This window comes from Kocuria sediminis, from assembly GCF_009735315.1.
Classification (GTDB): domain Bacteria; phylum Actinomycetota; class Actinomycetes; order Actinomycetales; family Micrococcaceae; genus Kocuria; species Kocuria turfanensis.
The window spans coordinates 45,514-70,974 of the sequence record NZ_WOGU01000013.1 but is presented as its reverse complement, the minus strand read 5'-3'; the positions used below and the strand labels follow the sequence as shown (position 1 = coordinate 70,974).

The window sequence follows — 25,461 nt, the reverse complement described above, 5'->3', positions numbered from 1 at the left end:
AATGCTTCCATCGACGTGTTACCAAGTTCTTGCAGGAAGATGACCGTGGTGAAACCTTCGTTTCACCACGGAGCGGCGACGCCGTCAGGGCGGGGAGGAGCGCGGAGTGGACGTGCAGGGCGCAGTGAGCGGTGGGGGGCGGCCGGGCGGGACGGCGAGGGTGCTGGTGGTGACCGGAGCCGGCTCCGGGATCGGCCGGGCGGTGGCGCGCAGCTTCCTGGCGGCCGGATGGGCGGTCGTGCTGACCGGACGGCGCCGGGAGCCCCTGGAGGAGACCGCCGGCGGCGCGCCCGGGGCCCGGATCGTGCCGATGGACGTGGCCGACGCGCAGAGCGTGTCCGAGGCCTTCCGGGAGATCTCCCGCCTCGCGGGGCGGATCGACGTGCTGTTCAACAACGCGGGGACCTTCGGCCCGCGCGGGGAGGTGGACGAGATCGATCCCCTCGAGTGGCAGCGCACCCTGCAGGTGAACCTCACCGGGACCTATCTGTGCGCGGCCGAGGCCTTCCGGATCATGAAGCGGCAACGCCCCGGCGGCGGGCGGATCATCAACAACGGCTCGATCTCCGCCCACGCCCCCCGGCCGCTGTCCGCGGCCTACACCGCGAGCAAGCACGCCGTCACGGGTCTCACCCGGTCCCTGGACCTGGACGGCCGTCCGTACGGGATCACCTGCGGGCAGATCGACATCGGCAACGCGGCCACGGAGCTGCTCGCGGGTCTGGGGACGGACGGCGGCGCCCTGCAGGCCGACGGCTCGCTCCGCCCGGAGCCCAGCTTTCCCGTGGAGGAGGTGGGGCGTGCGGTGCTGATGATGGCCGAGCTCCCCGCGACCGCCACGGTGAACTCGCTCGTGCTCACCGCCTCCGGGATGCCGTTCGCCGGCCGCGGGTGAGCGGAGGGGGACCGGGGCGCTGAGAACTCCGCCGGGCGGCGCGGGGCTTCTGCGACAGACCGCTCGGCGAGGCCCCTCCTGGTCGTGCGGAGGGGTCTTCCCGGGCTGCGGGGCGGCCGTTCAGCCGGCCAGCCGGCGCCGGAGCTCGGCCACATGGCCCTCGGCCCGCACGTTGTGCTCGGCGGACTCGACGGTGCCGTCCGCGCCGATGACGAAGGTCGAGCGGAGCGGGCCGATCCGGGTCTCCCCGTTGACCGTCTTCTCCCCCCAGGCGCCCCATGCGCGGGCGGTGGCCGCGTCCGGGTCCGAAAGGAGCCGATAGGGAAGGCGGTGCTCTCGCGCGAAGCGGCGCAGGGTCTCGGGGTCGTCCCCCGAGACCCCCAGCACGGTGCATCCCAGTGCCTCGAGGGAGGCGAGGTTGTCGCGGAAGTCGCACGCCTCGGACGTGCAGCCGGGGGTGAAGGCCTTCGGATAGAAGTAGACGATCACCTTCCGGCCCCGCAGCCCGGACAGCCGCACCTCCTGGCCCTCGTGGTCGGTGAGCGCGAAGTCGGGGGCCTGCCGGCCGGTCTGGATCTGCGGTGCCATGGGTGCTCCTGGGTGGGCGATGGGCGGTGGGCGGTGGTCGTTGCGGTGCGGCGGGCTACGGGCGCCGGGCCGACAGGCGGCCCACGGCGGCCCCGACGCAGGCCGAGGACACCGCCAGCACCCACAACGGGGTGGCGCGGGCGCCGGGGTGCGCGGGCAGGGCCAGGTCGGGGTCGCAGTCGGTGCCGGTGTAGCTGAAGAAGGACGCGTGGGCGGCGAAGGCCGGGCTGGCGTTCATGATGACTCCCTCATGTTCGTATAACGGAATAGGAATTCCGTATCATGAAATCTACCGGCGGCTCAGGGGGGAGTCAAGGAAAAAGTGCCCGGTGCCGCGGTGCGGGCCCACGGGTCGCAGCCCGCCGGAGACGGCGTGCCGGGGGCGGTCCACCGGGCGCGAGCGCCCGCTCAGGCGCGGAAGGTGAGCTCGGTGCAGAGGTCGTCGCCCAGCGGGAAGCGGCGCACCGGGGCCCGCAGCGCCCCGGAGAGGTGGTCCGCGCCGCGGAACCTGATGCCGGGCACGCCGTCGCCGATCAGCATGGGCGCGGTGGTGAGGTAGAGCCGGTGCAGCGCCCCGGCCTCGAGGAAGCCCGAGACCGTGCGTCCGCCGCCCTCCACGAGCACCCGGTCCAGGCCGCGGTCCGCGAGCGCGGCCAGCACGTCCTGCGGGTCCAGCCGGCGGGGCGCGGCGGGTACGCGCAGCACGACGACGTGCGGGGCGAGCGCCGCCGGCACGGCGGCGCCGGATCCCACGACCCAGACGGTGGGGGCGACGCCGTCGGTGAGCACGGCGGAGCCGGCCGGGGCGCGCGCCGAGGGGTCGAGGACCACCCGGGTGGGGTGGGGGCCGGGCACCGCCCGGACGGTCAGCCGGCAGTCGTCGGCGGCGACCGTGCCGACCCCCACGACCACGGCGTCCACGAGCGCGCGCAGCCGGTGCAGGTGCTCCCGGTCCTCGGGGCCCGTCACGTACTCGGCGTGCCCGGTGCGCGAGGCGATGAACCCGTCCAGGCTCTGCCCGAGCTGGGCGATCACCAGCGGCCCCCGATGGGACACGAGGGGACCGTAGCGTCCGACCAGCTCCGGTCCCGCCGAGGGGTCCACCCGGCCGGCCAGCAGCTGCTCCCACGCCCCGGCGGCCCCGGCCGCCGGGCGGGGGCTCCCGGTCACCGGCTCAGCTCCGGGCGAGGAACCGGTCCCGGGCGGTCTCCCCGGCGATCGCCCGCAGCCGGTCGTACTGGTCGGCGGCGCCGGCCTCGAGGGCCCGCAGCTCCTCGGCGTCCAGGCGCGGATCCGACGGGGCGAGCTCGAGCAGGGTGACCCACATGCTGCGCTTGGCCACCACCAGGGACTGCAGCATCTCCAGCTCCCCGTGGGCGGCGATCCCCGTCCGTTCCCGGATCCGGCTCAGCGGATTGAGCCGGGACGCGATGCCGGTGGCCGTGCCGAGCCCCTTGGCCGCCCGGCGCCGGGTGGCGCCCAGGCGGTCGAGCATCGCCTCGAGGTGCCCGATGTCGTCCTGGATCTCCCGGACGAACCGGGCGAACCGGTCCTCGTAGGCGGTGCCGGCCCAGGTGCGGGCCGCCTCGTCGAAGAGCCGCACCCCGGACAGGGCGCCCATGTAGTGCCCGAGCATGTAGGCCTCGAGCTTGTCCTCCTGCAGCCGTGCCCCCGCGGTGCCGCCGGTCTCGACCTGCTCGCTCATCTGCTTCTCCTCTGGTTCTCGGTGCGTCCGTTGGTCCGTCTGCCGGTGTGTCTGCTGGTGCGTCCGTCGGTGCGGGTGCGGGCGTGTGGTGCGGGTCCGCACGGGCGGCCCGGGTGCGCCGTCCGCCGCCGGGCCCCGTCGGCCGGGGTCGGTCCTCCAGCGTACTGACTGTGCCGCCGCGCCGGGAGGAGGTCCCGGCCGGGAGCACCGGGGCCGGCGCCGCAGCGCGACATCATAAGCGGTATGACTATCATGGGCGCATGACTGAGAACCCGAACGGCACCCCGGACCCCGACGAGCAGGAGACCCTCGGCGCCTCCAGCCCCGAGCCGGGCAGCGGGCTCGACCGCGACCCGGACGAGTGGGCCACGGGCGAGGAGCCCATGACCAGCGCCCAGCGCAGCTATCTGGACACGCTGGCCCGCGAGGCAGGGGAGGAGCTCCCCGCGGACCTCACGAAGGCGGAGGCCTCCAAGCACATCGACCGCCTGCAGGACCGCAGCGAGCGCGTCCAGGACCAGTAGGTCCGGACGGGAGGGAGAGCGCCGTGAAGATCGTCGTCCTGGGCGCCACCGGCAACGTGGGCACCGCCCTGCTGCGGCGGCTGCACGCCGCCCCCGAGGTCACGCAGATCGTCGGGGTCTCCCGGGAGGGCCCGGAGCGGGGCGGCGAGCCCTACGACGGCGTCGAGTGGCACACCGTCGACGTCGCCGAGAAGGAGTCGACCGGCCGGCTCGCGGAGATCCTGCGCGGGGCGGACGCGGTGGTCCACCTGGTGTGGCTGATCCGCCCCAACCGGGACTTCGCGCTCATGCACCGCACCAACGTCGACGGACTGGTCCACGTGCTCGACGCCGTCGTCCTGGCCGGCGTGCCCCAGGTCGTCTATCCGTCCTCCCTCGGCGCCTACAGCCGCGGCCCCAAGGACCGCCGGGTGGACGAGTCCTGGCCCGTGGGCGGGGTGGACACCTCCCACTACAACGTCCAGAAGGCCGAGACGGAGGCGCTGCTCAACCGGTTCGAGGAGGCCCACCCCGAGGTCGTGGTGACCCGGCTGCGGCCCGGCTTCCTGTTCCAGGCCGACGCCGCCCCCGAGATCGGGGACTACTTCTTCGGCGCCCTCGTGCCCAAGGGCATCATCGCCCGGCTGCGCCTGCCGGTGCTGCCGTTCCCGGAGAAGTTCCGCTTCCAGACCCTGCACACCGACGACGTCGCCGACGCGTTCTGGCGGGTCATCCAGCACCGCGCCGGCGGGGCGTTCAACGTCGCGGCCGAGCCCGTGCTCGGTGCCGACGGCGTGGCCCAGGTGCTCGGCGCCAAGCGCGTCCTGCCCGTTCCGCCGGCCCTCGTCCGGGCGCTGGTGGCGATCACCTACCGGCTGCGGCTGCAGCCCACCGATCCGGGCTGGATCGACCTCGCCGACGCCGTGCCCCTCATGGACACCACGCGGATCCGCGAGGTGACGGGATGGTCCGAGACCGTGAGCTCGCTCGAGGCGCTCCGGCAGCTCGTCGAGCACCTCGACGGCCGCGAGGGCCTCGGCAACCGGGAGCACCGCCCCAAGTCGCCGCTGGTGTAGTTCCGGCCGGACCTTCCGGCCGGGCGCGGCGCCGACCGGACCCGTGCCGGTCGAGACGGACCGGTTCGACCCTCCGTTCACCCCGGCGTTCCTGCGCCGCAACGAGGTGGTCCTGCCCGTCAGCGACCCCGGTGCCGGAGCAGGGGAAGCGCCGCGCTGATCAGCACCATGGCGCAGGCCGCGCCGATCGCGGCGGCGAAGGCGCCCCGGTGCCCGGCGGTCTCGGCCACGAGCCCGGCCAGCGCCGCGCCCACGGCCGTGCCCAGCACCACGCCGCTCGCCAGCATCGTCATCACCGTGCCCAGCCGCTCCGGCCGGGCGACGTCCCCGCCGATCGTGTAGATCGTGACCATGGTGGGGCCCACGGGCAGACCGACGAGCAGCAGCACCACGAGCATCGGCACGATGTCGCCGGGCAGGAGGAACAGCAGGCTCAGGACGGCCATGGCGCCCGCGCCGGCCATCCAGCGGGCGGCCGGCCGGAAGCGCTGCGGCCACCAGGCCACGGACAGGGCCGCGGCCGCGGAGCTGATGCCCAGCACGGCGTAGAGCAGCCCGGCCGCGCTCTGGGCCCCGAACGCGCCGCCGAAGGCGCTCAGGCCGTTCTGCACGGCCCCGAAGAACGTGCCCATGGCCACCATCCCGAGCACGGGGAGCAGGACGAGGACCCGGTCCCGGCCGGGAACGGGCACGACCGCCACCCGCCGCCGCGGCCTGGGAGCAGCCGGTGCCGCGCGGTGCGAGGAGTGCACGGCGAAGCACGGGACCATGGTGAGGGTCAGCGCGGCGGCCAGGACGAACGGGGTCCACGGGGCGAGCAGGGACGCCAGCAGGCCCACGAGGGCGGGGCCGAGCACGAAGGTCAGCTCATCGGCGGTGGACTCGTAGGACAGCGCGGTGTCCAGCTCCTGCCGGGCGCCCCCGGCCAGCCCGCGCCAGCGGACCCGGGCCAGCGGACCCACCTGGGGGCAGGTGGCGCCCACCAGCAGCGCCGCCGCGACGAGCAGCGGCACGGCCGGCCCGCCCGGGCCGGCGTAGGCGGTCACCAGCAGCAGGCCGATGGCCACCGTGTGGGCGAGGGCCGAGACCAGCAGCACCGCCCGCTGGCCCACCCGGTCGGCGAGGTGACCCATCAGGGGCCCACCCAGGGCCGAGCCGACCCCGACGGCGCCGGCGGCCGCCCCGCCCACGGCGTAGGAGCCGGTGACGGCGGTGGCGAGGGTCAGGGCCCCGACGGTGATCATGGCCAGGGGCAGGCGGGCCACGAAGGCGATCGGCAGGAAGCCGCGGCCGCCCAGCTCGAGGAGCCGCCCGTAGCGGCCGCCGGAGCGTCGCACCGCCCGGCGGCCGGGGCCGCGGCGCTGCTCGGCGGCCTGCTCGGTGGCGGGGTGCTCCGTGGCGGCCGGCGCGCTGGCGGCCGGGGGCTCCGTCGTGCGGCGGGCTGCGGTGGGGTGGTCCGCCGGGGCCTCGGAGGTCGTGCCCACGGGAGCGGTGGAGGGGTTCAGAGGGTTCACGGGTGTCCTCGAAGACTGTGCGCACCGTCCCCCCTCCCGGTGCGCCCGACCCGGACGAACGTCCCCAGTCTACCCGGCGGCCGGGCGCAGGGAACGGCCGCCGGAGGTGACCTCCGCCGCGCCCACCTCGGAGGAGACGTACAGGCACGGGCGGTCCTCGGGGACCGTGGCGCAGACCGTCGCCGCCGTCAGCTCCTCGGGGTCGCGCTCGCCGGCGCCGGCCACCGCGGGGGTCCACCACTCGGCGTCCGGGACCGAGGCCTCGATCGCGCCCGCGCCGGTGGTGATCGCGACCCGCCGCGGGGCGTCGCCGAGGATCCGCACCTCGGCGGCCCCCACCTCCGTGTGCACGTCCACGTCCTCGCGCACCCGGGCGCCGTCGACCAGGACGGTGCCCACCTCCGAGGCCGCCCACAGGCTCCGGGCGCTGCCGCCCATCTGCACCACACCGGCCTCGGTGTCGAGCCGGACGTCGCCGAAGTCGCCCCGGGCGGAGAGGGTGCCGGCGTCGCCGGAGAGCCGCAGGTCCACGGGGTCGTCGTCGGCCGGGACCGTGACCCGCACCTGCATCCCGCCGCCGGTGCCGATCCAGGAGCCGCTCGGCGGAGCCGCCACGGTCAGCCGCCCGTCCTGCACCAGCGGTTCGGGCGCCCGGTCCAGGCCGATGCCGGCGTAAACGGCCTCGACCCGCAGATCGGGCACGTCGGCGGTCACGACCTCGATCACGGCGGAGCGGCCGTCGATCGCGACGGTGTCCACGGGCGCGGTCACGGTGGTGTCCACCCGCCGCTCCTCGACGGACAGGGACGCGGCCATGGCCGCCCCGCCGCCGCCGAGCAGCAGCAGGGCGCCCAGGCCGCCGAGCACGGCGGTGGGAACGAGCCAGGCGGTGCGCTCGTTCGGCCCGACGACGTCCCGGGCAGGGCGGTACAGAGGGTCGTGGAGGGTGTCGTGGGCGGTGTCGTGCGCGGCGGGCCGCCCGGGGACGGGGTGTTCGGGGTGGGTGCTCATGGCCGGAACTCCTGGTGGGGCGGGTGGACGGACGTGGGGTGGCCGGGCCCGGGGTCGGGATAGCCGAGGTAGCGCAGGACCGCGCGGACGCGGCGGTTGCCGCCGTCCTCGTGCGCGAGGCCGAGCTTGGTGAACACGGACCGGATGTGCTTCTCCACCGAGGACTCGGTGAGGAACAGGTTCGCGGCGATCGAGGCGTTGGACAGGCCCTGGGCCATGAGCCCGAGCACCTCGTGCTCGCGGGGGGAGAGCAGCTCCAGGTCCTGCCGGTGCCGCGAGCGCACCAGCAGCTGGGAGACCACCTCCGGGTCCAGGACGGTGCCGCCGGCACCGACCGTTCCCACGGACTCGAGGAACTGGTCGACGTCGGCCACCCGGTCCTTGAGCAGGTAGCCCAGCCCGTCCCGGCGGGAGGCGATCAGCTCGGAGGCGTAGCGCTCCTCGACGTACTGGGAGAGCACGAGCACCGCGATCCGCGGGTGCTGCGAGCGGACGAGGACGGCGGCGCGGATCCCCTCGTCCGTGAAGGTCGGGGGCAGCCGCACGTCCACCAGGGCGAAGTCCGGCTCGTGCTGCTCGACGGCCTTCAGCAGGCCCTCCGCGGTGTCCACGTCGGCGACCACCTCGTGCCCGGCCTCGGTCAGCAGGCGGACCAGGCCCGCGCGCAGGAGGACGGCGTCCTCGGCGATGACGATGCGCATCAGGATCCCTCCCCCCGGGTGACCGGCAGCTCGACGGTCAGCTCGGTCGGCCCGCCCGCGGGCGAGTCGAGGAAGAAGTGCCCGCCCGCGGAGCGGATCCGGTCCGCGATCCCGGACAGCCCGCCGCCGGGGACCACCACGGCACCGCCGCGGCCGTCGTCGGCGATCCGGGCGACCACCCGGGTGGCCCCGGCCGGGTCGGGCTCGAGGCCGACCCGGACCGAGGCGGCGTCCGCCCCGGAGTGCTTGACGACGTTGGCCAGGCCCTCGGAGACCGCGAAGTACACGGCGGCCTCGGTCTCGGGGGCCAGGCGGGGCACGCGCACGTCCACGGCGACCGGCACGGGGGACTGGGCGGCCACGGCGGACAGGGCCGCGTCCAGCCCGCGGTCCTCCAGCACGGCCGGGTGGAATCCCCGGGCCAGGCGGCGCAGCTCCGTGATCGCGGCCTTCGTCGTGGCGTGCGCCTCGCCGATGAGGTCCTTCGCCCCGGCGGGGTCGTGGTCGATCCGCCGCTGGGCCATCGACAGGTTCATGGCCACGGACACCAGCTGCGGCTGCACGCCGTCGTGCAGGTCGCGCTCGATCCGGGAGCGCTCGGTCCGCGCTCCGCGGACGGCGGTCTCCCGGGCCGCCGCGGCCTCGGCGGCCCTCCGGCGCAGCTCCGCCGCCTCGTCCACCCGCAGCAGCAGCCGGGACAGGCCCCGGTGGGCGGCCACGGACAGCACCAGCAGGAGCACCCCGAGCAGCGCGAGCGTGAGCCCGGCCAGCACCACGGCCCAGTCCGGCCACGTGCCGACCAGCTCGGAGGGCCAGATCGGGTTGGACTCCGCGGCGTAGAGCGGGGCCAGGGCCAGCGCCACGGCGGCGCCGGTGCCGGCGAGGGCGCCGACCGCCACCCAGCCCAGGACCGTGGTCAGGAGCAGGTGCAGCAGGCCGGTCCAGAACGCGGCGTCGGAGACGTCCAGCCACCACTGGTGCGGGATCCGCCATCCGTCGGCGCGCGGGGAGCGGCGCCGGTGCGGGGCCGGCAGGTGCAGCCCGAACGCCGCCTGCGTCCGGCGGCGCTCGACCCACTCGATCCCGCGGACGGCGTAGATCGCGGCCACCAGCAGCACCACGCCCACGAGGGCCGCGAGCGAGGCGAGGCCCGCGGTGACCAGGGACACGAGCGCGGTCAGCCACAGGGTGCCCAGGGCGGCGTCGACCACCAGGTCGGTGCCGCCGAAGAAGAGGGTCCTGGCGGACCACGGCCCCCACTCGCGGACGCCGGTGCCGCCGGTGGGGACGGCGGGCCGGGACCCGGAGGCGGCGCGGTGGGCGGCGTCGTCGGCGGCCGTCCCGGGGTCGGAGGTGTGCCCGGCGCCGCTCCACGGTGCGGGCGGCAGGGGCCGGGTCTCGTGCGGTGTGCTCATGGCTCTCACGCTACGGTCGGCGGGCTGCTCCCGACTGCGACGTTCTCCACCTGTTACGGGTGGGGTTTTCCGCACCGTCGCGGCGGCGTCCGCAACACACCGGTCATCTGCCACGGACCGTTGCCGCGGTCCGTCCGGCTCCCTACCGTTTGCCACAGCGGGAGGGCGCGCTCCGCACGGCGTGCGAACGGTGGGTCGGCCGCCGCGCCGGTGTCCTCTCCGCCGATCGTCGCGAGGAGGCGTCCGATGACCAGCAACACCTCCACCGGGCACCTCGCCCAGGTGCTCGCCGGGCTGCCCCGCTTCACGCAGGACCCCGCCGAGCTCGAGCTCGTCCGGACGGACCGTTCGGGCTACGTCCCCCCGACCCTGCCGGACGGCGTCGTCCGGGCCGAGTCGGTGCAGGACGTGGTCCGGACCCTCACCCTGGCGAACGAGCACCGCATCCCCGTGGTGCCGCGCGGCGCGGGCACCGGTCTGGCGGCCGGTTCCTCGGCGTGCCGCGGCGAGATCGTCCTGGACCTGCGGCGGATGAACCGGATCCTGCGGATCGACCCGGTCGAGCAGATCGCGGTCGTGGAGCCGGGGGTGCTCAACGCCGACCTCAACGCGGCCGCGGGCGAGTACGGCCTGTTCTACGCCCCGGACCCCGCGAGCACGGCCATCTGCTCCATCGGCGGCAACATCGCGACCAACGCCGGCGGCATGCGCTGCGCCAAGTACGGCGTGACGCGCGAGTCGGTGCTCAGCCTCACGGTCGTCCTCGCCGACGGCCGGGTGCTGGTGACCGGCACCCAGACCATCAAGGCCGTGACCGGCTACGACATGAACGCCCTGTTCATCGGCTCCGAGGGCACGCTGGGCGTCGTGGTCGAGGCGACGCTGCGGCTGCGGCCGGCGCCGGTGGCCACCGCGACCGTGGCCGCGTACTTCCGGGACGTCGCGGCAGCGGCGGCGGCGGCCTCGGCGGTGGTCGCGGCCCGGGCCACCCCGTCGGTCCTCGAACTCGTGGACGGGCCGACCCTGGGCGCCATCGATCTCGCCACCGGCACCGACCACCGCCGCCGCGGCGAGGCCTTCCTGCTCGCGCAGACCGACGGCTTCGGCGCCGAGATCGAGCGCGACGTGGTGCTGCGGGCGATCGAGCCCTTCGCGGACGCGGTCCTGATCGCCAAGGACCCGGTGGAGGCCGAGGCCCTGGTCCAGGCCCGCCGGGACGCGATCCCCTCGCTGGAGAAGCTGGGCCGCACCTCCATCGGGGACGTCGGCGTGCCGCGCCACCGACTGGCCGAGATCGTCACCGGGATCCAGCAGATCGCGCAGGACACCGGCGTCGACATCTACACGGTGGCCCACGCCGCCGACGGCAACCTGCACCCGATGATCGTCGTCGCCGAGCACGAGCCCATCACCGAGGGCGCCCCGAAGGACGCCCTCGGCCGGATGTTCGAGCTCGCCCGGAGTCTCGGCGGCACCCTGACCGGCGAGCACGGCGTGGGGCTGCTCAAGCAGGACTGGTTCACCGCCGAGGTCGGGCAGGTCTCGCGCGACCTCCAGCACCGCATCAAGCGCGCCTTCGACCCCCACAACATCCTGAACCCGGGCAAGGCCATCTGACCCGCGGCACCCGCCCGGCCGGGACCGGCCGCGGCGCCGGTGCATCCGGGAGACTGGGGGCATGGACGCAGCACAGCCCGCCGACGACGGCGCCCACGACGAGCAGGACCCCGGCCCCGGGCGCCGGCGGGGCGCGCCGCTGGAGCGGCGCCGGCTCACCTACCCCGAGGTCGGGGCGACCGCCGGGGCGCTGCCGGCCGGCTACGACCACCTGGTGCGCTCCCGCACCGTCGGCGCCGGGGAGGATGCGTTCCGGGCGGCCGCCGAGCGGCTGATGGGCTGGGACATGCACCGCTCCGCGGGCCTCGAGGTGCGGCCCACGGCCGCGCGGGCGGCCCTCGGCGCCCGGGTGGTGCTGCGCCTGGGGTGGGGGCCCCTGCGGCTCGAGGCGCCGTGCGAGGTCGTGCACGTGCTCGACGAGCCCCGGCGGCAGGGCTTCGCCTACGGCACGCTGGAGGGCCACCCGGAGCGGGGCGAGGAACTGTTCTGCCTGGACCTGCGCCCGGACGGCACGGTGGTGCTGAGCATCACCGCGTTCTCCCGTCCGGCCGCGTGGTGGGTCCGGGCGGGGGCTCCGGCGGCCCGGTGCGTGCAGGAACGGGTGACCCGGCGCTACCTGCGCGCTCTGCTCTGACGGTCCCGGGGCACAGGCCGCGCCCGGGCACGCGCGGACCGGGCACGAGCCGGGCGTGGAGCGGCCCCGGGCGGGAGCCGGGCCCGGGCGTCGCGGGATCCCGGGGCCCCGACGGACCGGCTCAGGCGGCGGGACGCAGCGGGCAGCGGCGCAGGCGGTGGTCCCGGAGGGTGGCCAGGCGCGGGATCCCGGTGCGGTCCTCCAGCAGCCAGAGCACCCCCAGGTGGGGTGCCACCTGGCTCACGGTGCCCGTGGAGCGCAGCTGCCGGTGCTCCCACACCTCGATCCGGTCGCCGGGCACCACCCGGGACAGGCCCAGGATCCAGCGGGCGGGTGCAGTGGTGGGGCTGGGCGCGGTCATGGTCGGCCCCCTTCCGGGTCGTGCGGCGGGACGCCTTCATCCTCGCCCGCGGATGTGGCGGTGGCGTTTCGGGGCGGTTGAGATCGGATGTCCGTCCCCGGCGGGCGCGCGGGTCCCGGGCTCAGTACTTGCGCAGCGCCACGCGCCCCTGCCCGGTCCACCGGGCCCGCAGCAGCGCGGAGACGTCCAGCAGCAGCTCCGTCAGCTCCGCGGAGCCCGGACCCAGGGCACGGACCACGAGCCCCGGCACCGGCAGCTCGGAGACCCCGCAGCGCAGCCGCGGCAGCCGCTGCTCAGCGGCGGCGAGCAGCTCGTGGACTCGTTCGACGAGGGCGCGGTCCACCCGCGGGTCCACCACCAGCAGGGAGCCCAGGTGCGTGCGGCCCTCCAGGAAGCCGAGCCCGGCCACGGCGTCCTCGGCGGGGCGCAGGCGGAGGTTGTCGAGCACCACCGTGGTCCCGCCCATCACCACCTCGGTGCGCAGGGCCACGCTGCGGTAGCGGAAGACCGTCCCGTCCGGCGCCCACCCGGGGGTGACCACCTCGCTCGCCACGAGACAGGCCGAGGGGTCCATCGACACGGTCGTGGACTGCACGTAGTCGGCGTCCTCGTAGGCGATCAGCTGGTCCGGCAGGTACTCGAGCACCGCGCCGGGGCCGAGCGTGATCCGCACGTCCTGGCGGGCCGGGGCCGCCGGGCTGCGGTAGACCTTGGTCGCCGACTGGGTGGTGACCAGGGCGGTGCCGGCGGCCTCCACCGCGACGTCGAGCTCGTAGCGGTCCCCGCCGAGGTAGCCGCCGCCGGGATTGACGACGACGAAGCACGGCTGCCCCGACCCGTCCAGGCGGTGCGGACGCAGCACCCGCAGGGCCCCGGCGTGGAACTGGCGGACGGCCACGGTGCGCTCCCCGCGGGGCGCGAGGACCAGTTCGAGCCGCCCGGTCGGGGCGGGAGTCCCCGGCCAGGGCCCCGGCCCGCTTCCGGGACCGGCCGCGGGGGCCGCGGGCGCGGGCGCCGTCACCGGGCCATGTCCAGCATCAGCACGTCGTGCCGGATCCACGCGAGGATCCGCTCGAGGCCCTCGTCCGTGCGCAGGTTCGTGAAGCAGAACGGCCGGTCCCCGCGGAACACCGCCGAGTCCGCGGCCATGACGTCCAGGTCCGCCCCGACGTGCGGGGCGAGGTCGATCTTGTTGATCACGAACAGGTCCGACCGGATCATGCCCTGCCCGGCCTTGCGCGGGATCTTCTCGCCCTGGGCCACGTCGATGACGTAGATCGAGAAGTCGACCAGCTCGGGGCTGAACGTGGCCGAGAGGTTGTCCCCGCCGGACTCGACGAACACGAGCTGCAGGTCCGGGTGCTCGGCGCACAGCTTCTCGATCGCGGCCTCGTTCATCGAGGTGTCCTCGCGGATGGCGGTGTGCGGGCAGCCGCCGGTCTCGATGCCCACGATCCGGTCCAGGGGCAGCACGCCGTTGCGGGCCAGGATCTTGGCGTCCTCGATCGTGTAGATGTCGTTGGTGATCGCGGCCATCGAGACCTCGTCGATCAGCGCCCGGGTGACCCGCTCCACGAGCTGCGTCTTGCCGGCGCCCACGGGCCCGCCCACGCCGATGCGCACGGGCCCGCGGCCGGCCGGGGTGGTGGGGGCGGAGGGAACGGTGGTCATGGGAACTCCTGGGTCGGTGCGGTCGGTGCGGTCGGTGCGGTCGGTGCGGTCGGTGTCGTGGGTGCTGGTCCGGGCGGCGGGTCAGGACATGAACATGCGGGCCCGCTGCCAGGCGTGGCGCATCTGGGCGATCTCCAGGCCGGGGCTGGTCGCCCCGACCTCCTCCTGGGGCATGCGACCGATCCGCTCGACCCCGCGGGCCACGTCCTCGTGCAGGGCGCGCAGGACCCGCTGGCCCGCGTTCTGGCCGAGGGGGATCCCGCGCACGGCGTTTTGGGTCAGGGAGGTCGCGGTCGAGAAGAGGTAGGCGCCGGCCAGCTGCTCCCAGGGGACGCCGAGACCGGCGCCCACGAGGGCGAAGGCCACCGCGGGACTGCCCCGGCTCGTCCCGGCGCGCTGCCGCTCCGCGTAGGCCAGCAGCCGCGGGGAGGGGAAGTTCTCCGCGCCGATCTCGGTCATCCGCCGGCCCATCGCGGACGCGGCGTCCCGCACCTGGACGGGCAGGGCCTGGGCGCTCAGCAGCTCGTCGGCGCGCCACACGGCGTCGTCGTCGGCCGCCGTGGCGACGGCCCGCACGGCCCAGCCCTCGGCGGGCACCACCTGGTGGTGCAGGCAGTGCCGCACCCAGGCGAGGAAGCCGGGCTCGTCGCCCACGGTGCCGTCGTCGAGATAGGTCTCCAGGCCCAGGGAGTGGGCGAAGGCGCCGGTGGGCAGCGCGGAGTCGCACAGCTGCAGCACGGCCAGCATCCCCGCCGCGGCGGGGACGGCGGCCGCGGGGTCAGTGGGTGTGCTCGGCATGGCGGAACGGGACCTCCATCTGCCGTTCGACGCGCGCGAAGCGCATCCCGGCCTCCTGCAGGTACGCCTCGGCCGTGTGGTCGTACTGGAGCAGCATGAGGCCGCCGTGCCCCGGCAGCTCGGCGACCTCGGCGTCGGGGCCGAGGAACTGGGCGGGCAGGTGCCGGTTGCCCAGCGCGTGGGCCACGCGGCCCATCTCCTCGATCGTGGCCGGCGCCACGACCAGGACGTCGGTGGGCAGGGTCGAGACCACCACCGCGTTGAGGCCCTCCCGGTGCAGGATGTCCCCGTCCTTGAGCTCCCGGCGCTCGGCCAGGCGCAGGCCCAGCTCGGTGCCGTGGTCGGTCACGACCCGCTGGACGCGCCTGCGCAGCTCGGGCCCGGAGAGGGCGACCCGCTCCAGGTGCAGGCCGGCGCGCTCCTGCTCGGTGAGCTCGGCCAGGTTGCCGAGGACGGCTTCGACGATCACGGGTGCGGGTCCTCTCGGGAAGTTCGGGAAGTTCGGGAAGTTCGGGAAGTTCGGGAAGTTCGGGACGGTCGGGGTGCTCGGGACGTGCGGGGGCGGCCGGCGGGCCGGTCAGAAGAGGAAGTAGCGCTGGGCCATGGCCAGCTCCTCGGCGGGCTCGCAGGTGACGAGCTCGCCGTCGACCCGGACCTCGTAGGTCTGCGGGTCCACCTCGATCTGCGGGGTGGCGTCGTTGTGCCGCATGTCCTGCTTGGTCAGCCCCCGGATCCCGCCCACCGGCAGCACCCGCTTGCGCAGGCCCAGGCGCTCGCCGACGCCCGCCTCGACGGCGGCGCGGGACATGAAGGTGATCGAGTTGGCGTGCGGGGCGGTGCCCCGGGCCCCGAAGGCGTCGCGCATCAGCTGCGGCTGCGGGGTGGGGATGGAGGCGTTGGGGTCGCCCATGAGGGAGTGGACGATCTGCCCGCCCTTGAGCACCAGGTGCGGCTTCACCCCGAAGAACACGGGGTCCCACAGCACCAGGTCCGCGAACTTGCCGGTCTCCACCGAGCCCACGACGTCGGCGATCCCGTGCGCGAGCGCCGGGTTGATCGTGTACTTGGCCACGTAGCGCCTCAGCCGCGCGTTGTCCCCGCGGCCGGTCTCCTCGGGCAGGGGGCCGGTGCGCCGCTTCATCTGGTCGGCGAGCTGCCAGGTGCGCAGCACCACCTCGCCCACGCGGCCCATGGCCTGGGAGTCCGAGGAGGTCATGGAGAAGACCCCGAGGTCGTGCAGGACGTCCTCCGCGGCGATCGTCTCGGGCCGGATCCGGGAGTCGGCGAAGGCGACGTCCTCGGGGATGTCCGGGTTGAGGTGGTGGCAGACCATGAGCATGTCCAGGTGCTCCTCGGCCGTGTTGCGGGTGTAGGGCAGCGTCGGGTTCGTGGAGGAGGGCAGCACGTGGGGCAGCGAGGCGATGCGGATGATGTCCGGGGCGTGCCCGCCCCCGGCGCCCTCGGTGTGGAAGGTGTGGATCACCCGGCCCGCGATCGCGGCCACCGTGTCCTCGAGGAAGCCGCACTCGTTGAGCGTGTCGGTGTGTATGGCCACCTGCACGTCGAAGGCGTCGGCCACGGCCAGGGCCGTGTCGATCGCCGCGGTGGTGGCGCCCCAGTCCTCGTGGATCTTCAGGCCCACGGCCCCGGCCCGGATCTGCTCGGCGAGCGGCTCCGGGGCGCAGGCGTGGCCCTTGCCGAGCAGCCCGAAGTTCATGGGGTAGCCGTCGAGCGCCCGGAACATCCCGGCGAGGTGCCACGCCCCGGGGGTGATCGTGGTGGCGTTGGAGCCCTCGGCGGGCCCGGTGCCGCCGCCGAACATCGTGGTGATCCCGGAGGACAGGGCGGTGCCGACCTGGTCGGCCCCGATGAAGTGGATGTGCGAGTCGATCCCGCCGGCGGTGAGGATCCGGCCCTCACCGGCGATCACCTCGGTGGAGGCGCCGATCAGGACGTCCACGCCGTCCATGATGTCCGGGTTGCCGGCCTTGCCGATCGCGCTGATGTGCCCGTCGCGCAGGCCCACGTCCGCCTTGTAGATCCCGGAGGCGTCCAGGATCACCGCGTTGGTGATCACGGTGTCCACCACGCCGTCGTCCCGGGTGAGCCGGCCGTTGTGGCCCATGCCGTCCCGGATCACCTTGCCGCCGCCGAAGACCACCTCGTCGCCGGGGACCGTGAGGTCGCGCTCCACCTCGAGGAACAGCTCGGTGTCGGCCAGGCGCACCAGGTCCCCGGTGGTGGGGCCGTAGAGGCTGGTGTACTGGACGCGGGACATCTCGTGGCTCATGCCTGCTCCTGCTCCGGCGCGGTGGCGGACCCGCCGGCGGCCGGGACCGAGGGCCCCGGGGCGGCGGCCGCGGGGCGGTCGAGGGGGCCGTCGACCCGGTTGGCGAGACCGTGCACCTCGCGGCGCCCGGCCAGGGCCACCAGGCGCACCCGCTTGCGGTCGCCGGGCTCGAACCGCACGGCCGTTCCGGCGGGGACGTCGAGGCGGAAGCCCCGGGCCGCGGCCCGGTCGAACTCGAGGCCGGGATTGGCCTCGGCGAAGTGGAAGTGCGAGCCCACCTGCACCGGGCGGTCGCCGCGGTTGACCACGTCCACCTCCGTGGTGGGCCGGTCGGCGTTGATCAGCACGGGCTCGGGCCGCAGGACGTACTCTCCGGGGATCACGGGCGCTCCTTCGGGGCCGGGCGGGTCAGCGGATGGGGTCGTGGACGGTGACGAGCTTGGTGCCGTCGGGGAACGTCGCCTCCACCTGGACGGAGGAGACCATCTCCGGCACGCCCTCCATGACGTCCTCGCGGGCGAGGATCGTGGAGCCCCAGGACATCAGCTCGGCCACCGTGCGGCCGTCCCGAGCGCCCTCCAGCAGCTCGGCGGTGATCAGGGCGACGGCCTCGGGGTGGTTGAGCCGCAGCCCGCGCTCCCGGCGGCGGCGTGCGAGGTCGCCGGCCACGACGACGAGCAGCTTCTCCTGCTCACGGGGTGTCAGGTGCACGGCTCTCCTCGGGGACGGCGGGCGCTCAGGGACAGTCGTCACCGTAGGGGCCCCGTGTTTCGACGAGGTTCACCGGATGTTTCGGGCACGTGCCGGGGTCGGCCCCGGCCGCCCGCTCCCGATCGCGGCCGGCCCGCGCGACTGGTACGTATGCTGAGCACGGAAGATGAGCGCGGTCCGCCGGGGCCGCGCCGGTGCTCGGAGAGGTCGTGGTGTCGATGCGGTCCTGCCTGCGCGCGCTCGCGGTGGCGGCGCTGCTCGCGGTCCTGGGCTCGGGGTGCGCCTCGGGGTTCCCGAAGGACCCGGAGGGCACCCTCGACCGGGTGCGCGGCGGTGAGCTGCGGGCCGGGGTCACGGAGAGCCCGCCCTGGACCGAGGTCGCCGACAGCGGCCGCCCCTCCGGCGTGGAGGTCGAGCTGGTCGAGGAGTTCGCCGACCGGATCGACGCCGAGGTGGTGTGGTACCCCGGCGCCGAGAGCCACCTGATCCGTTCGCTCGAGGGCGGTGACCTCGACGTCGTCGTCGCGGGTCTCACCGAGACCTCCCCCTGGGAGAAGCACGCCGCCCTGACCCGCCCGCACACGCAGATCGAGACGTGGGACGGCCGCACGGAGAAGATCGTGCTGGCCACCCGGCTGGGGGAGAACGGCTTCCTCACCGAGCTGGAGACGTTCCTGGTGGAACGGGAGGCGGGCCGATGAGCCGCACGCGGCAGGAAGCCCGGTTCGGGTCCACCGAGCTCACGGACGGCCAGGCGCGGACCCTGGCGCGCGCGGTGCGCCTGGAGCGGGTCACCCTGGGGGTGCTCGCCGTGACCGTGGCCGTCGTGGCGCTCGTGGCCGGGCAGTCCCAGGCCATGAAGGTGGCCTGGATCGAGGACTCGCTCTCGTTCCTGCCGCCCCTCGCCTTCCTCGTGGCGGTGCGCATCGCCGGCCGGCGGCCGACGCCGCGCCACCCTTACGGCTACCACCGCTCGGTGGGCGTGGGGCACCTCGTGGCGGCGGTCGCGCTGCTGGCGATGGGCACCTTCCTCGTGGTGGACTCCGGCTCCGGGCTGCTGACGGGGGAGCGCCCCCCGATCGGGGTCACCAGCCTGTTCGGCACGCCGGTGTGGTCGGGCTGGCTGATGGTGGCGGCGATGACGCTCACCAGCATCCCGCCGGTGATCCTGGGGCGGATGAAGATGACGCTCGCGGAGGAGCTGCACGACAAGGTGCTCTACGCGGACGCCGACATGAACAAGGCGGACTGGATGACCGGGCTCGCCACGGTCGCCGGCGTGCTGGGCATCGGCATGGGCCTGTGGTGGGCGGACGCGGTGGCGGCGCTCGTGGTCTCCACCTCGATCCTCAAGGACGGGGTCACCAACCTCCGGGGAGCCGTCGCGGACCTCGTGGACTCGCGTCCCACCACCTACGACGACGCCGCGCCGCACCCTCTCGTCGGCCAGCTGGAGACGGTGCTGCGCCAGCTGCCCTGGGTGCACCAGGCCGACGTCCGGGTCCGGGACGAGGGGCACGTCTTCCACGTGGAGGGCTTCGTGGTCCCCGCCGCGGGGATCACGCCGACCCTCGAGCAGCTCGCGGCCGCCCGGAAGCGCTGCGCGGACCTGGACTGGAAGATCGAGGACGTGGTCCTGGCCCCCGTGGCGGCGCTGCCCGAGGACCAGGTCCCCCGCTGAGCCGGTGCCCCGGCGGCGGGTCCTCCGGAGGGGGACCGCCGCCGGGACTGCTCCTCCGCGGCGCTCAGATGCGCAGGTGCACCAGGCTGGGCCCGCGCACGGCGAGCGCCTCGGCGACCGTCTCGGCCAGGGTCTCCTGGGTCGCCGTGAACCCCACGGCGCCGAAGGCCTCGGCGAGCGCCGGCCAGTCCGGCTGCCGCAGGTCCACGGCCAGCGGGTCGATGTCCCGGTCGGTCATGTTCTGCCGGATCTCGCCGTAGCCGCCGTTGTCCACGCAGATGACCGGCAGGTCCAGTCCCAGCTCCACGGCGGTCATCAGCTCCTGGATCGAGAACATCAGCGCGCCGTCTCCCACGAGGCACAGCACCGGCCGGTCCGGAGCGGCGAGCTTGGCCCCGATCGAGGCCGGCAGCCCGTAGCCCAGGGTCGCGTAGGTCCCCATGTAGAGCAGGGAGCGCGGGTGCCGGGCGCGGAAGAACGTGGTCGAGCCCAGATAGGTGACCTGGGAGGAGTCACCGCCCACGATCGTGTCCTCGGGCACCACGGACATGATCGTCTCGTTGAGCGCCGCGAGGTCGGGCGCGGTGCGGCGGCCCTCGTCGTCGAGCCGGGCGAACACGTCGGTGAGGTCCCGCGGGGGCCGCGGCTCGAGCGGGCCGAGCGCCTCGATGAGCTGCGGGACCACGGCCGCGGAGTGGCCGGGCAGCTCGATGTCCGGGTCGAGGTTGCACAGCATCTGGTCCCGCATGATGTCCACCCGCACGATCGGCCCGGCCGGGGTGATGTCCCCGCCCCACAGCTCGGCCTCGCCGACCTTGGAGCCGATCACGAGCAGGGCGTCGGCCGCGCGCAGGAACTCGTGCGCGGTGGACAGGCGCAGGTCGGCGCCCAGGGAGAGGCGGTGCCGCTCCGGGATGGCTCCCTTGCCGTTGGTCGTGGTGATGACCGGCGCCTCGAGCAGCTCGGCGAGCTCCAGCAGCCGCTGCCCGGCGGCCAGCGAGCCGCCGCCGGCCAGGATCACGGGGGTGGCCGCCCCGCGCAGCACCTCGGCGGCGCGGCGCACGTCCTCCAGCGGGGCCGGCTGCGGGGCGCCCAGCCGGCGCGGGGCCACCTGCCGGTCCGTGTAGTCGAGCTCGGCCTCCAGCACGTCGAGCGGGATCTCGATGTGCACGGGACGGGGCCGGGAGTGGGCGAAGTCCCGGAAGGCGTCGTGGACCATGGTCACGGCCTCGGCGCCGCTGGTGACCCGGCGGCTGCGGCCCACGATGGCGTCGACGGCAGCGGAGGGGTTCTTCGTCTCGTGCAGCGAGCCGATGTCCCGGAAGTCGTGACCCACGGGCCGTCCGGGGGAGAGGATGATCATCGGGCGGGACTCGGCGTAGGCGGTGGCCGCCCCGGACAGGGAGTTGAGCAGCCCGGGGCCGGAGGTCGTGATGACGACCCCCGGCAGCCCGGAGATCTGGCTCCAGCCGTCGGCGCCGTAGGCGGCGCCCTGCTCGTGGCGGGTGGTGACCGCACGGATGCCCAGGTCCCGCAGCGGGCGGTAGAACTCCAGCGAGTGGGTGCCGGGGATGCCGAAGACGGTGTCGACCCCGTAGCCGCGGAGGGTCTCCAGCACGGCGCGGGCCGTGGTGCGCCGAGCGCTCACGAGCGGACCTCCGTCCGGCCGGCGGGGCCGGTGGCGTCGTCGGCGCCGGGGCTCCGGCGGGACGCGGCGATGCGCTCGTCCCAGTGCTGCAGCACCTCGGCGTGCGTGGGGCGGGTCAGCAGCGAGACGACCACGTAGACGAGGGCGGAGCTGAGCAGGCCCAGGTAGATGGGCGCGTTGGCCAGCACGCCGAAGACCGTCATGGACGCGACGGTCACCACGGAGCCCACGAGCATGGACAGGGCGGCCCCGAGGCCGGTGCCCCGGCGCCACACCAGGCCGCCGAGGATCGCGACGAGCAGCCCGCCCACGAGGATGTCGTAGGCGATCGTGAGGGCGGTGACGGTGTCGGACACGAAGATCGAGATCGCGGTGATCACCACGCCGAAGACGAGGACGTAGAGCCGGTCCCCGCGCAGCGCCTCGGCGGTGCCCTCCGGCGCCGGGGCGGCGTCGCGCCGGCGCAGGGACTTCAGGGTCGGCACGACGTCGACCCGGGCGACCGTGGCCGCGGCGATGAGCGCCCCCGAGGCGGTGGACATCATGGCGGCCACCCCGGCGGCGAGGACGATCCCGCCCAGCCCGGCCGGGACGTACTGCTGGGCCATCGTGGCGAACGCGTCGTCGGGGGAGGACAGCTCCGGGGCCACGGCCGCGGCGGTCATCCCGATGACGGCGCCGGCCACGCCGTAGAGCGCCACGTAGGCGGCGGCACTGAGCCCGCCCCAGCGGGCGACCCGCGGGGACCGGGCGGTGAAGACGCGCTGCCAGATGTCCTGGCCGATGAGCATGCCGAACCCGTAGACCACGAACTGGGTGATGATCGCCTGCGTGCCCATGCCGCCCCAGGTGAAGAACGACGCGTCGAGCCGCTCGCCCAGCCCGCTCCAGCCGCCCGCGGCGGAGAGGGAGAAGGGCAGCAGGATCAGGAACAGCCCGACCGTCATGAGCACGAACTGCATCATGTCCGTCAGCGTGATCGACCACATGCCGCCGAGCACGGAGTACGCCACCACGACCACGCCGCCGAGCAGGATCGCCCAGGTGCGGTCGAGGGGGAGCAGGACCGAGAAGATCGCCGCGTACGCGGAGGTGGAGGTCACCGAGAGCATCACCGTGTAGGCCAGCATCACGAACGAGGACGCCTTGGCCCCGCCGCGCTCCCCGTAGCGCAGCTGCAGCATCTGCGAGACGGTGAACACCTTCAGCGACTGGATGCGCCCGGCGAAGAACAGGCTCAGCGCGGCCAGGCCCGTGGCGATCGCCACCACGAGCCACATGCCGGAGATCCCGTACGTGTAGCCCAGGCCCACGCCGCCGACCGTGGAGGCACCGCCCAGGACCACGGCGGCCATGGTGCCGGTGTAGAAGCCGGGGCCGAGCCGGCGGCCGGCCACCCGGTAGTCCTCCGCGTTCTTGGCGCGCCGGCTGGCCCAGAGGCCCACCGTCACCATGGCGACCAGGTAGAGCAGGATGATCAGCACGTTCATGGGTGTCACTTCTTCCTCGGAGCCGGGGACTCCTGCGGTCGATCGGCGAGTTTCTCAATAAGAAACAAAAGTTGTCCCACATAGTATGATGCAGATCATGTTTTGAAAACGGGTCCGGGGTGTTACGACCCGGTAAGACCGTCCGTGAGCGAGGAGCCGTCGCCGTGAAAGCCCTGCCCATCGAGAGCACCGGCCACTCCGCCGCCGTGGGGTCGCGCCTGCGCAACCACCGGCTGCGCAACCACATGACCATCGACCAGCTCGCCTCCGCCGCCGGCCTCACCAAGGGGTTCGTCAGCCGGGTGGAGCGGGACATCACGTCCCCCTCCGTGGACTCGCTGGTTCGCATGTGCCAGGTGCTGCGCATCGACGTGGGGGCGGTCTTCGCCGGCCCCGCCGACGTCGAGCTCGTCCGGCTCGCCGACGCGCCGCACGTGGACCTCGGCGGCCAGGGCATCGAGGAGCAGCTCGTCACGCCCACGGGCCAGCGCAAGGTGCAGGTCATCCGGGCGCGCGTGGCCGCCGGGGGCCGCGGCGAGGAGTCGATGTACAGCATGGACTGCGAGACCGAGGTGCTGCACCTGATCAGCGGCCGGTTCCGGCTCGTGGTCCCGGACCGCACCTACGAGCTCGAGGCCGGGGACACCGTGAGCTTCCCCGGCACCGAGCCCCACACCTGGGAGAACCCCGGACCCGAGGAGGCCGTGCTGCTGTGGATCCTCGGCTCCTGAGCACCCCGCCCGTCCCGCCCACCCCGCCCGTCCACCATCCCCCGTCGAGAGGACCGCACACCATGAACCCCGAGCGCATCACCACCACCGGCGACGACGGCACCCGCGTCGTCGGTCCCGTCAACGCCGCCCTCACCCCGCGCTGGGCCGGGCTGGGCACCTTCGCCCGCCTGCCGCGCACCGACGAGGTGGAGCACACGGACATCGCCGTGGTCGGCGTGCCCTTCGACGCCGGGGTCTCCTACCGGCCCGGCGCCCGGTTCGGGTCCAACCACGTCCGGGAGTCCTCCCGCCTGCTGCGCCCGTACAACCCCGCGCAGAACGTCTCCCCCTTCGCAGGCAAGCAGGTCGCCGACGCCGGGGACATCGTGGCCAACCCGTTCGACATCGGCGAGGCGATCACCTCCATCGAGGCCCAGGCCAAGGAGCTGATGGGCGAGACCACCCAGCTCGTGGCCATCGGCGGGGACCACACCATCGCCCTGCCCCTGCTGCGCGCGGCCCACTCCCGCCACGGCAAGGTGGCGCTGCTGCACTTCGACGCGCACCTGGACACCTGGGACACCTACTTCGGCGCCGAGTACACCCACGGCACCCCGTTCCGCCGCGCCTGGGAGGAGGGCCTGCTCGACACCGACGCCGCCTGCCACGTGGGCACCCGCGGGCCCCTCTACGGCACCGAGGACCTCGACGACGACGCCCGCTTCGGCTTCGGCATCGTCTCCTCCGCCGACGTCATGCGGCTGGGGGTGGACGCCGTCGTGGCGCACCTGCGGGAGCGCGTCGGCGACCGCCCGCTCTACGTCTCCCTGGACATCGACGTCCTGGACCCGGCCCACGCCCCCGGCACCGGCACCCCGGAGGCAGGCGGGATGACCAGCCGGGAGGTGCTGGAGATCCTGCGCGGGCTGCGCGGCACGAACGTGGTCGGGGCCGACGTCGTCGAGGTGGCCCCCGCCTACGACCACGCGGAGCTCACCGGGGTGGCGGCCGCGCACGTGGCCTACGAGCTGATCACCCTGCTCGCCATGGGTCCCGGCGCGGCCCCCGACGGGCCCGCCTACGGGCTGGCCGGCCACGTCTACGGGGCCGCCGCGCCGGAGGCCGGGCAGGAGCAGCGGTGACCGGCGGCGCGGCCGTGAGCCGCCGCACCGACTCCGTACCCCTCTTCGCCCACCGCGCCGAGGAGTTCCGCCCGTCCCCGGTCCGGGCGGTGTTCGAGATCGCGCTGCAGCCCGGGATGATCTCCCTGGCCGGCGGCAACCCGGACATGAGCGCGCTCCCGCACCAGGTGGTCGCCGACATGGCCGCCCGGATCCTCGCCGAGCGCGGGCCCGAGGTGCTGCAGTACGGCTCCGGGGCCGGCATCGGGCGGCTGCCGGAGCTGATCGTGGAGCTCATGGGCCTGGAGGGCGCCGAGGTCGCCCCGGACCGGATCCAGATCACCGCCGGCTCCCAGGCGGGCCTGGACCTGGTGACCAAGCTGTACTGCGACCCGGGGGACGTGGTGGTCGCCGAGGGCCCCACCTACGTGGGCGCCCTGGGGGTGTTCGGCAGCTACGAGGTCGACGTCGAGCACGTGGACGTCGACGACGACGGGCTGGACCCCGAGGCGGTGGCCGAGCGGATCGACGGGCTGCGGGCCGCCGGCCGCACGGTGAAGTTCGTCTACACGGTCCCGAACTTCTCCAACCCCACGGGGGTGACGACTCCCGAGGAGCGGCGCCGCCGGCTCGTGGACGTGTGCGCCGAGCGCGGCGTGCTCGTCCTGGAGGACGACCCCTACGGGCTGCTCGGCTTCGACCGCGCCCACCGGCTGCCGTCCCTGTACTCCCTAGCCCCGGACACGGTGATCCACCTGGGCAGCTTCTCGAAGATCTTCTCCCCGGGCCTGCGGGTGGGGTGGATCGCGGCCGCGCCGGCGGTGCGGGCACGGCTGCAGATCGCGGCCGAGGCCGTCACGATCCACCCCTCCGTGCTCAGCCAGGAGCTCGCCGCCGCGTACGTCGCCAGCGAGCACTGGCGGCCGTCCCTGGACCGGGCCGTGGCGCTCTACCGCTCCCGCTGCGCGGCCATGATGGAGGCCCTGGAGACGCACATGCCGGAGGGCGTGCGCTGGACGCGGCCGGCCGGCGGCTTCTTCACCTGGCTGGAGCTCGGACCGTGGACCGGCGGCGGCGACCTGCTGCGGCGGGCCGTCGACCACGGCGTCGTGCTGGTGCCCGGCGGCGCCTGCTACGCCGACGGCCGCGCCACCACGAGCCTGCGCCTGGCCTACTCGGCCACCCCGGAGGCGGAGATCGCCGAGGGGGTCCGGCGGGTCGGCGAGATGCTGCGGGGCTGACGCCCCCGCTGCCCGTCCCGGTGGGCGCGCACCGGGACGGGACCCGCCCGCGCCCGGATAGACTGATCCGCAGCTTC

At 74.6% G+C, this 25,461-nt stretch carries 28 protein-coding genes; 10 read left to right on the top strand and 18 right to left on the bottom strand.

What is annotated here, in order from left to right; translation table 11 throughout:
* Nucleotides 1-106: 106 nt before the first annotated feature.
* Nucleotides 107-895 (top strand): SDR family oxidoreductase, encoded by a 789-nt coding sequence (locus tag GMA12_RS14915; protein WP_370831703.1) that lies wholly within the window; start codon nt 107-109, stop codon nt 893-895.
* A gap of 120 nt (nt 896-1,015) precedes the next feature.
* Here the strand turns inward: GMA12_RS14915 and bcp are convergent, their stop codons facing one another.
* The 4 genes from bcp to GMA12_RS14895 form a co-directional block, all read right to left on the bottom strand.
* Nucleotides 1,016-1,483 carry a thioredoxin-dependent thiol peroxidase gene (gene bcp / locus GMA12_RS14910; RefSeq protein WP_156270284.1) on the bottom strand — a complete coding sequence of 156 codons (468 nt, stop codon included), beginning with the start codon at nt 1,481-1,483 and terminating at the stop codon, nt 1,016-1,018.
* 55 nt (nt 1,484-1,538) lie between these two features.
* Nucleotides 1,539-1,721, bottom strand: coding sequence for a hypothetical protein (locus GMA12_RS14905; protein WP_156270282.1), 183 nt, complete (start codon nt 1,719-1,721; stop codon nt 1,539-1,541).
* Nucleotides 1,722-1,891: 170 nt separating this feature from the next.
* Complete coding sequence (locus GMA12_RS14900; protein WP_162459918.1) at nt 1,892-2,653, bottom strand: RibD family protein; 762 nt, start codon at nt 2,651-2,653, stop codon at nt 1,892-1,894.
* Between the two features lie 4 nt (nt 2,654-2,657).
* Nucleotides 2,658-3,188, bottom strand: a complete 531-nt coding sequence (locus tag GMA12_RS14895) for a hypothetical protein (RefSeq protein ID WP_156270280.1) — start codon at nt 3,186-3,188, stop codon at nt 2,658-2,660.
* Nucleotides 3,189-3,448: 260 nt separating this feature from the next.
* On the opposite strand from GMA12_RS14895, the gene GMA12_RS14890 reads away from it, so the two are divergent.
* Nucleotides 3,449-3,712, top strand: a complete 264-nt coding sequence (locus tag GMA12_RS14890) for a DUF3072 domain-containing protein (protein ID WP_156270278.1) — start codon at nt 3,449-3,451, stop codon at nt 3,710-3,712.
* Between the two features lie 23 nt (nt 3,713-3,735).
* Nucleotides 3,736-4,767 (top strand): NAD-dependent epimerase/dehydratase family protein, encoded by a 1,032-nt coding sequence (locus GMA12_RS14885; protein ID WP_162459917.1) that lies wholly within the window; start codon nt 3,736-3,738, stop codon nt 4,765-4,767.
* 119 nt (nt 4,768-4,886) lie between these two features.
* Here GMA12_RS14885 and GMA12_RS14880 read toward each other — a convergent pair whose 3' ends face one another.
* The 4 genes from GMA12_RS14880 to GMA12_RS14865 form a co-directional block, all read right to left on the bottom strand.
* Entirely contained in the window at nt 4,887-6,281 is a 1,395-nt protein-coding gene (locus GMA12_RS14880) for an MFS transporter (RefSeq protein ID WP_370831699.1), read from the bottom strand.
* A 69-nt stretch (nt 6,282-6,350) separates the two neighbouring features.
* The gene (locus tag GMA12_RS14875; RefSeq protein WP_156270276.1) at nt 6,351-7,292 is read right to left on the bottom strand and encodes a DUF4097 family beta strand repeat-containing protein; all 942 of its coding nucleotides are present in this window, start codon (nt 7,290-7,292) and stop codon (nt 6,351-6,353) included.
* Complete coding sequence (locus GMA12_RS14870; protein ID WP_062736160.1) at nt 7,289-7,993, bottom strand: response regulator transcription factor; 705 nt, start codon at nt 7,991-7,993, stop codon at nt 7,289-7,291. The genes GMA12_RS14875 and GMA12_RS14870 overlap by 4 nt, the downstream gene beginning before the upstream one ends.
* A complete protein-coding gene (locus GMA12_RS14865; RefSeq protein WP_156270274.1) occupies nt 7,993-9,408 on the bottom strand; it encodes a sensor histidine kinase in 1,416 nt (471 codons plus the stop codon). Before GMA12_RS14865 ends, GMA12_RS14870 begins: the two co-directional genes overlap by 1 nt.
* Nucleotides 9,409-9,654: 246 nt before the next feature.
* Here GMA12_RS14865 and GMA12_RS14860 point away from each other — a divergent pair, with 246 nt between their 5' ends.
* A complete protein-coding gene (locus tag GMA12_RS14860; protein ID WP_156270272.1) occupies nt 9,655-11,025 on the top strand; it encodes an FAD-binding oxidoreductase in 1,371 nt (456 codons plus the stop codon).
* Between the two features lie 61 nt (nt 11,026-11,086).
* A complete protein-coding gene (locus GMA12_RS14855; RefSeq protein ID WP_156270270.1) occupies nt 11,087-11,659 on the top strand; it encodes a DUF1990 domain-containing protein in 573 nt (190 codons plus the stop codon).
* A 121-nt stretch (nt 11,660-11,780) separates the two neighbouring features.
* On the opposite strand, the gene GMA12_RS14850 is transcribed toward GMA12_RS14855, so the two are convergent.
* From GMA12_RS14850 to GMA12_RS14815, 8 genes are all read right to left on the bottom strand, one after another.
* Entirely contained in the window at nt 11,781-12,020 is a 240-nt protein-coding gene (locus GMA12_RS14850) for a hypothetical protein (protein ID WP_156270268.1), read from the bottom strand.
* Nucleotides 12,021-12,141: 121 nt separating this feature from the next.
* Nucleotides 12,142-13,041, bottom strand: a complete 900-nt coding sequence (locus GMA12_RS14845) for an urease accessory protein UreD (RefSeq protein ID WP_370831695.1) — start codon at nt 13,039-13,041, stop codon at nt 12,142-12,144.
* On the bottom strand, nt 13,038-13,691 hold the full coding sequence (gene ureG / locus GMA12_RS14840) for an urease accessory protein UreG (RefSeq protein ID WP_156270266.1): 654 nt from the start codon (nt 13,689-13,691) through the stop codon (nt 13,038-13,040). Before ureG ends, GMA12_RS14845 begins: the two co-directional genes overlap by 4 nt.
* 81 nt (nt 13,692-13,772) lie before the next feature.
* A complete protein-coding gene (locus GMA12_RS14835; RefSeq protein ID WP_156270264.1) occupies nt 13,773-14,489 on the bottom strand; it encodes an urease accessory protein UreF in 717 nt (238 codons plus the stop codon).
* A complete protein-coding gene (locus tag GMA12_RS14830; protein ID WP_162459916.1) occupies nt 14,470-14,958 on the bottom strand; it encodes an urease accessory protein UreE in 489 nt (162 codons plus the stop codon). Before GMA12_RS14830 ends, GMA12_RS14835 begins: the two co-directional genes overlap by 20 nt.
* Before the next feature lie 108 nt (nt 14,959-15,066).
* Nucleotides 15,067-16,779: an urease subunit alpha gene (gene ureC / locus GMA12_RS14825; protein WP_156270262.1), complete on the bottom strand. Its 1,713-nt coding sequence runs from the start codon at nt 16,777-16,779 to the stop codon at nt 15,067-15,069.
* A complete protein-coding gene (locus GMA12_RS14820; RefSeq protein WP_162459915.1) occupies nt 16,776-17,162 on the bottom strand; it encodes an urease subunit beta in 387 nt (128 codons plus the stop codon). Before GMA12_RS14820 ends, ureC begins: the two co-directional genes overlap by 4 nt.
* 25 nt (nt 17,163-17,187) lie before the next feature.
* Nucleotides 17,188-17,490 carry an urease subunit gamma gene (locus GMA12_RS14815; protein ID WP_162459914.1) on the bottom strand — a complete coding sequence of 101 codons (303 nt, stop codon included), beginning with the start codon at nt 17,488-17,490 and terminating at the stop codon, nt 17,188-17,190.
* A gap of 218 nt (nt 17,491-17,708) precedes the next feature.
* Here GMA12_RS14815 and GMA12_RS14810 point away from each other — a divergent pair, with 218 nt between their 5' ends.
* Both GMA12_RS14810 and GMA12_RS14805 read left to right on the top strand, forming a co-directional pair.
* Nucleotides 17,709-18,191 carry a substrate-binding periplasmic protein gene (locus GMA12_RS14810; RefSeq protein ID WP_156270323.1) on the top strand — a complete coding sequence of 161 codons (483 nt, stop codon included), beginning with the start codon at nt 17,709-17,711 and terminating at the stop codon, nt 18,189-18,191.
* Nucleotides 18,188-19,171: a cation diffusion facilitator family transporter gene (locus GMA12_RS14805; RefSeq protein WP_170301058.1), complete on the top strand. Its 984-nt coding sequence runs from the start codon at nt 18,188-18,190 to the stop codon at nt 19,169-19,171. Before GMA12_RS14810 ends, GMA12_RS14805 begins: the two co-directional genes overlap by 4 nt.
* A 64-nt stretch (nt 19,172-19,235) precedes the next feature.
* On the opposite strand, the gene GMA12_RS14800 is transcribed toward GMA12_RS14805, so the two are convergent.
* Both GMA12_RS14800 and GMA12_RS14795 read right to left on the bottom strand, forming a co-directional pair.
* Nucleotides 19,236-20,819, bottom strand: coding sequence for a thiamine pyrophosphate-binding protein (locus GMA12_RS14800; RefSeq protein WP_162459913.1), 1,584 nt, complete (start codon nt 20,817-20,819; stop codon nt 19,236-19,238).
* Nucleotides 20,816-22,309: a sodium:solute symporter family protein gene (locus tag GMA12_RS14795; RefSeq protein WP_156270260.1), complete on the bottom strand. Its 1,494-nt coding sequence runs from the start codon at nt 22,307-22,309 to the stop codon at nt 20,816-20,818. Before GMA12_RS14795 ends, GMA12_RS14800 begins: the two co-directional genes overlap by 4 nt.
* Nucleotides 22,310-22,473: 164 nt before the next feature.
* On the opposite strand from GMA12_RS14795, the gene GMA12_RS14790 reads away from it, so the two are divergent.
* The 3 genes from GMA12_RS14790 to GMA12_RS14780 all read left to right on the top strand — a co-directional run bounded on the left by GMA12_RS14790 (nt 22,474) and on the right by GMA12_RS14780 (nt 25,384).
* Complete coding sequence (locus GMA12_RS14790) at nt 22,474-23,040, top strand: helix-turn-helix domain-containing protein (RefSeq protein WP_162459912.1); 567 nt, start codon at nt 22,474-22,476, stop codon at nt 23,038-23,040.
* Between the two features lie 62 nt (nt 23,041-23,102).
* Nucleotides 23,103-24,164 carry an agmatinase gene (gene speB / locus GMA12_RS14785; RefSeq protein ID WP_156270258.1) on the top strand — a complete coding sequence of 354 codons (1,062 nt, stop codon included), beginning with the start codon at nt 23,103-23,105 and terminating at the stop codon, nt 24,162-24,164.
* Nucleotides 24,161-25,384 carry an aminotransferase-like domain-containing protein gene (locus GMA12_RS14780; protein WP_162459911.1) on the top strand — a complete coding sequence of 408 codons (1,224 nt, stop codon included), beginning with the start codon at nt 24,161-24,163 and terminating at the stop codon, nt 25,382-25,384. The genes speB and GMA12_RS14780 overlap by 4 nt, the downstream gene beginning before the upstream one ends.
* The last annotated feature ends 77 nt before the right edge of the window (nt 25,385-25,461 follow it).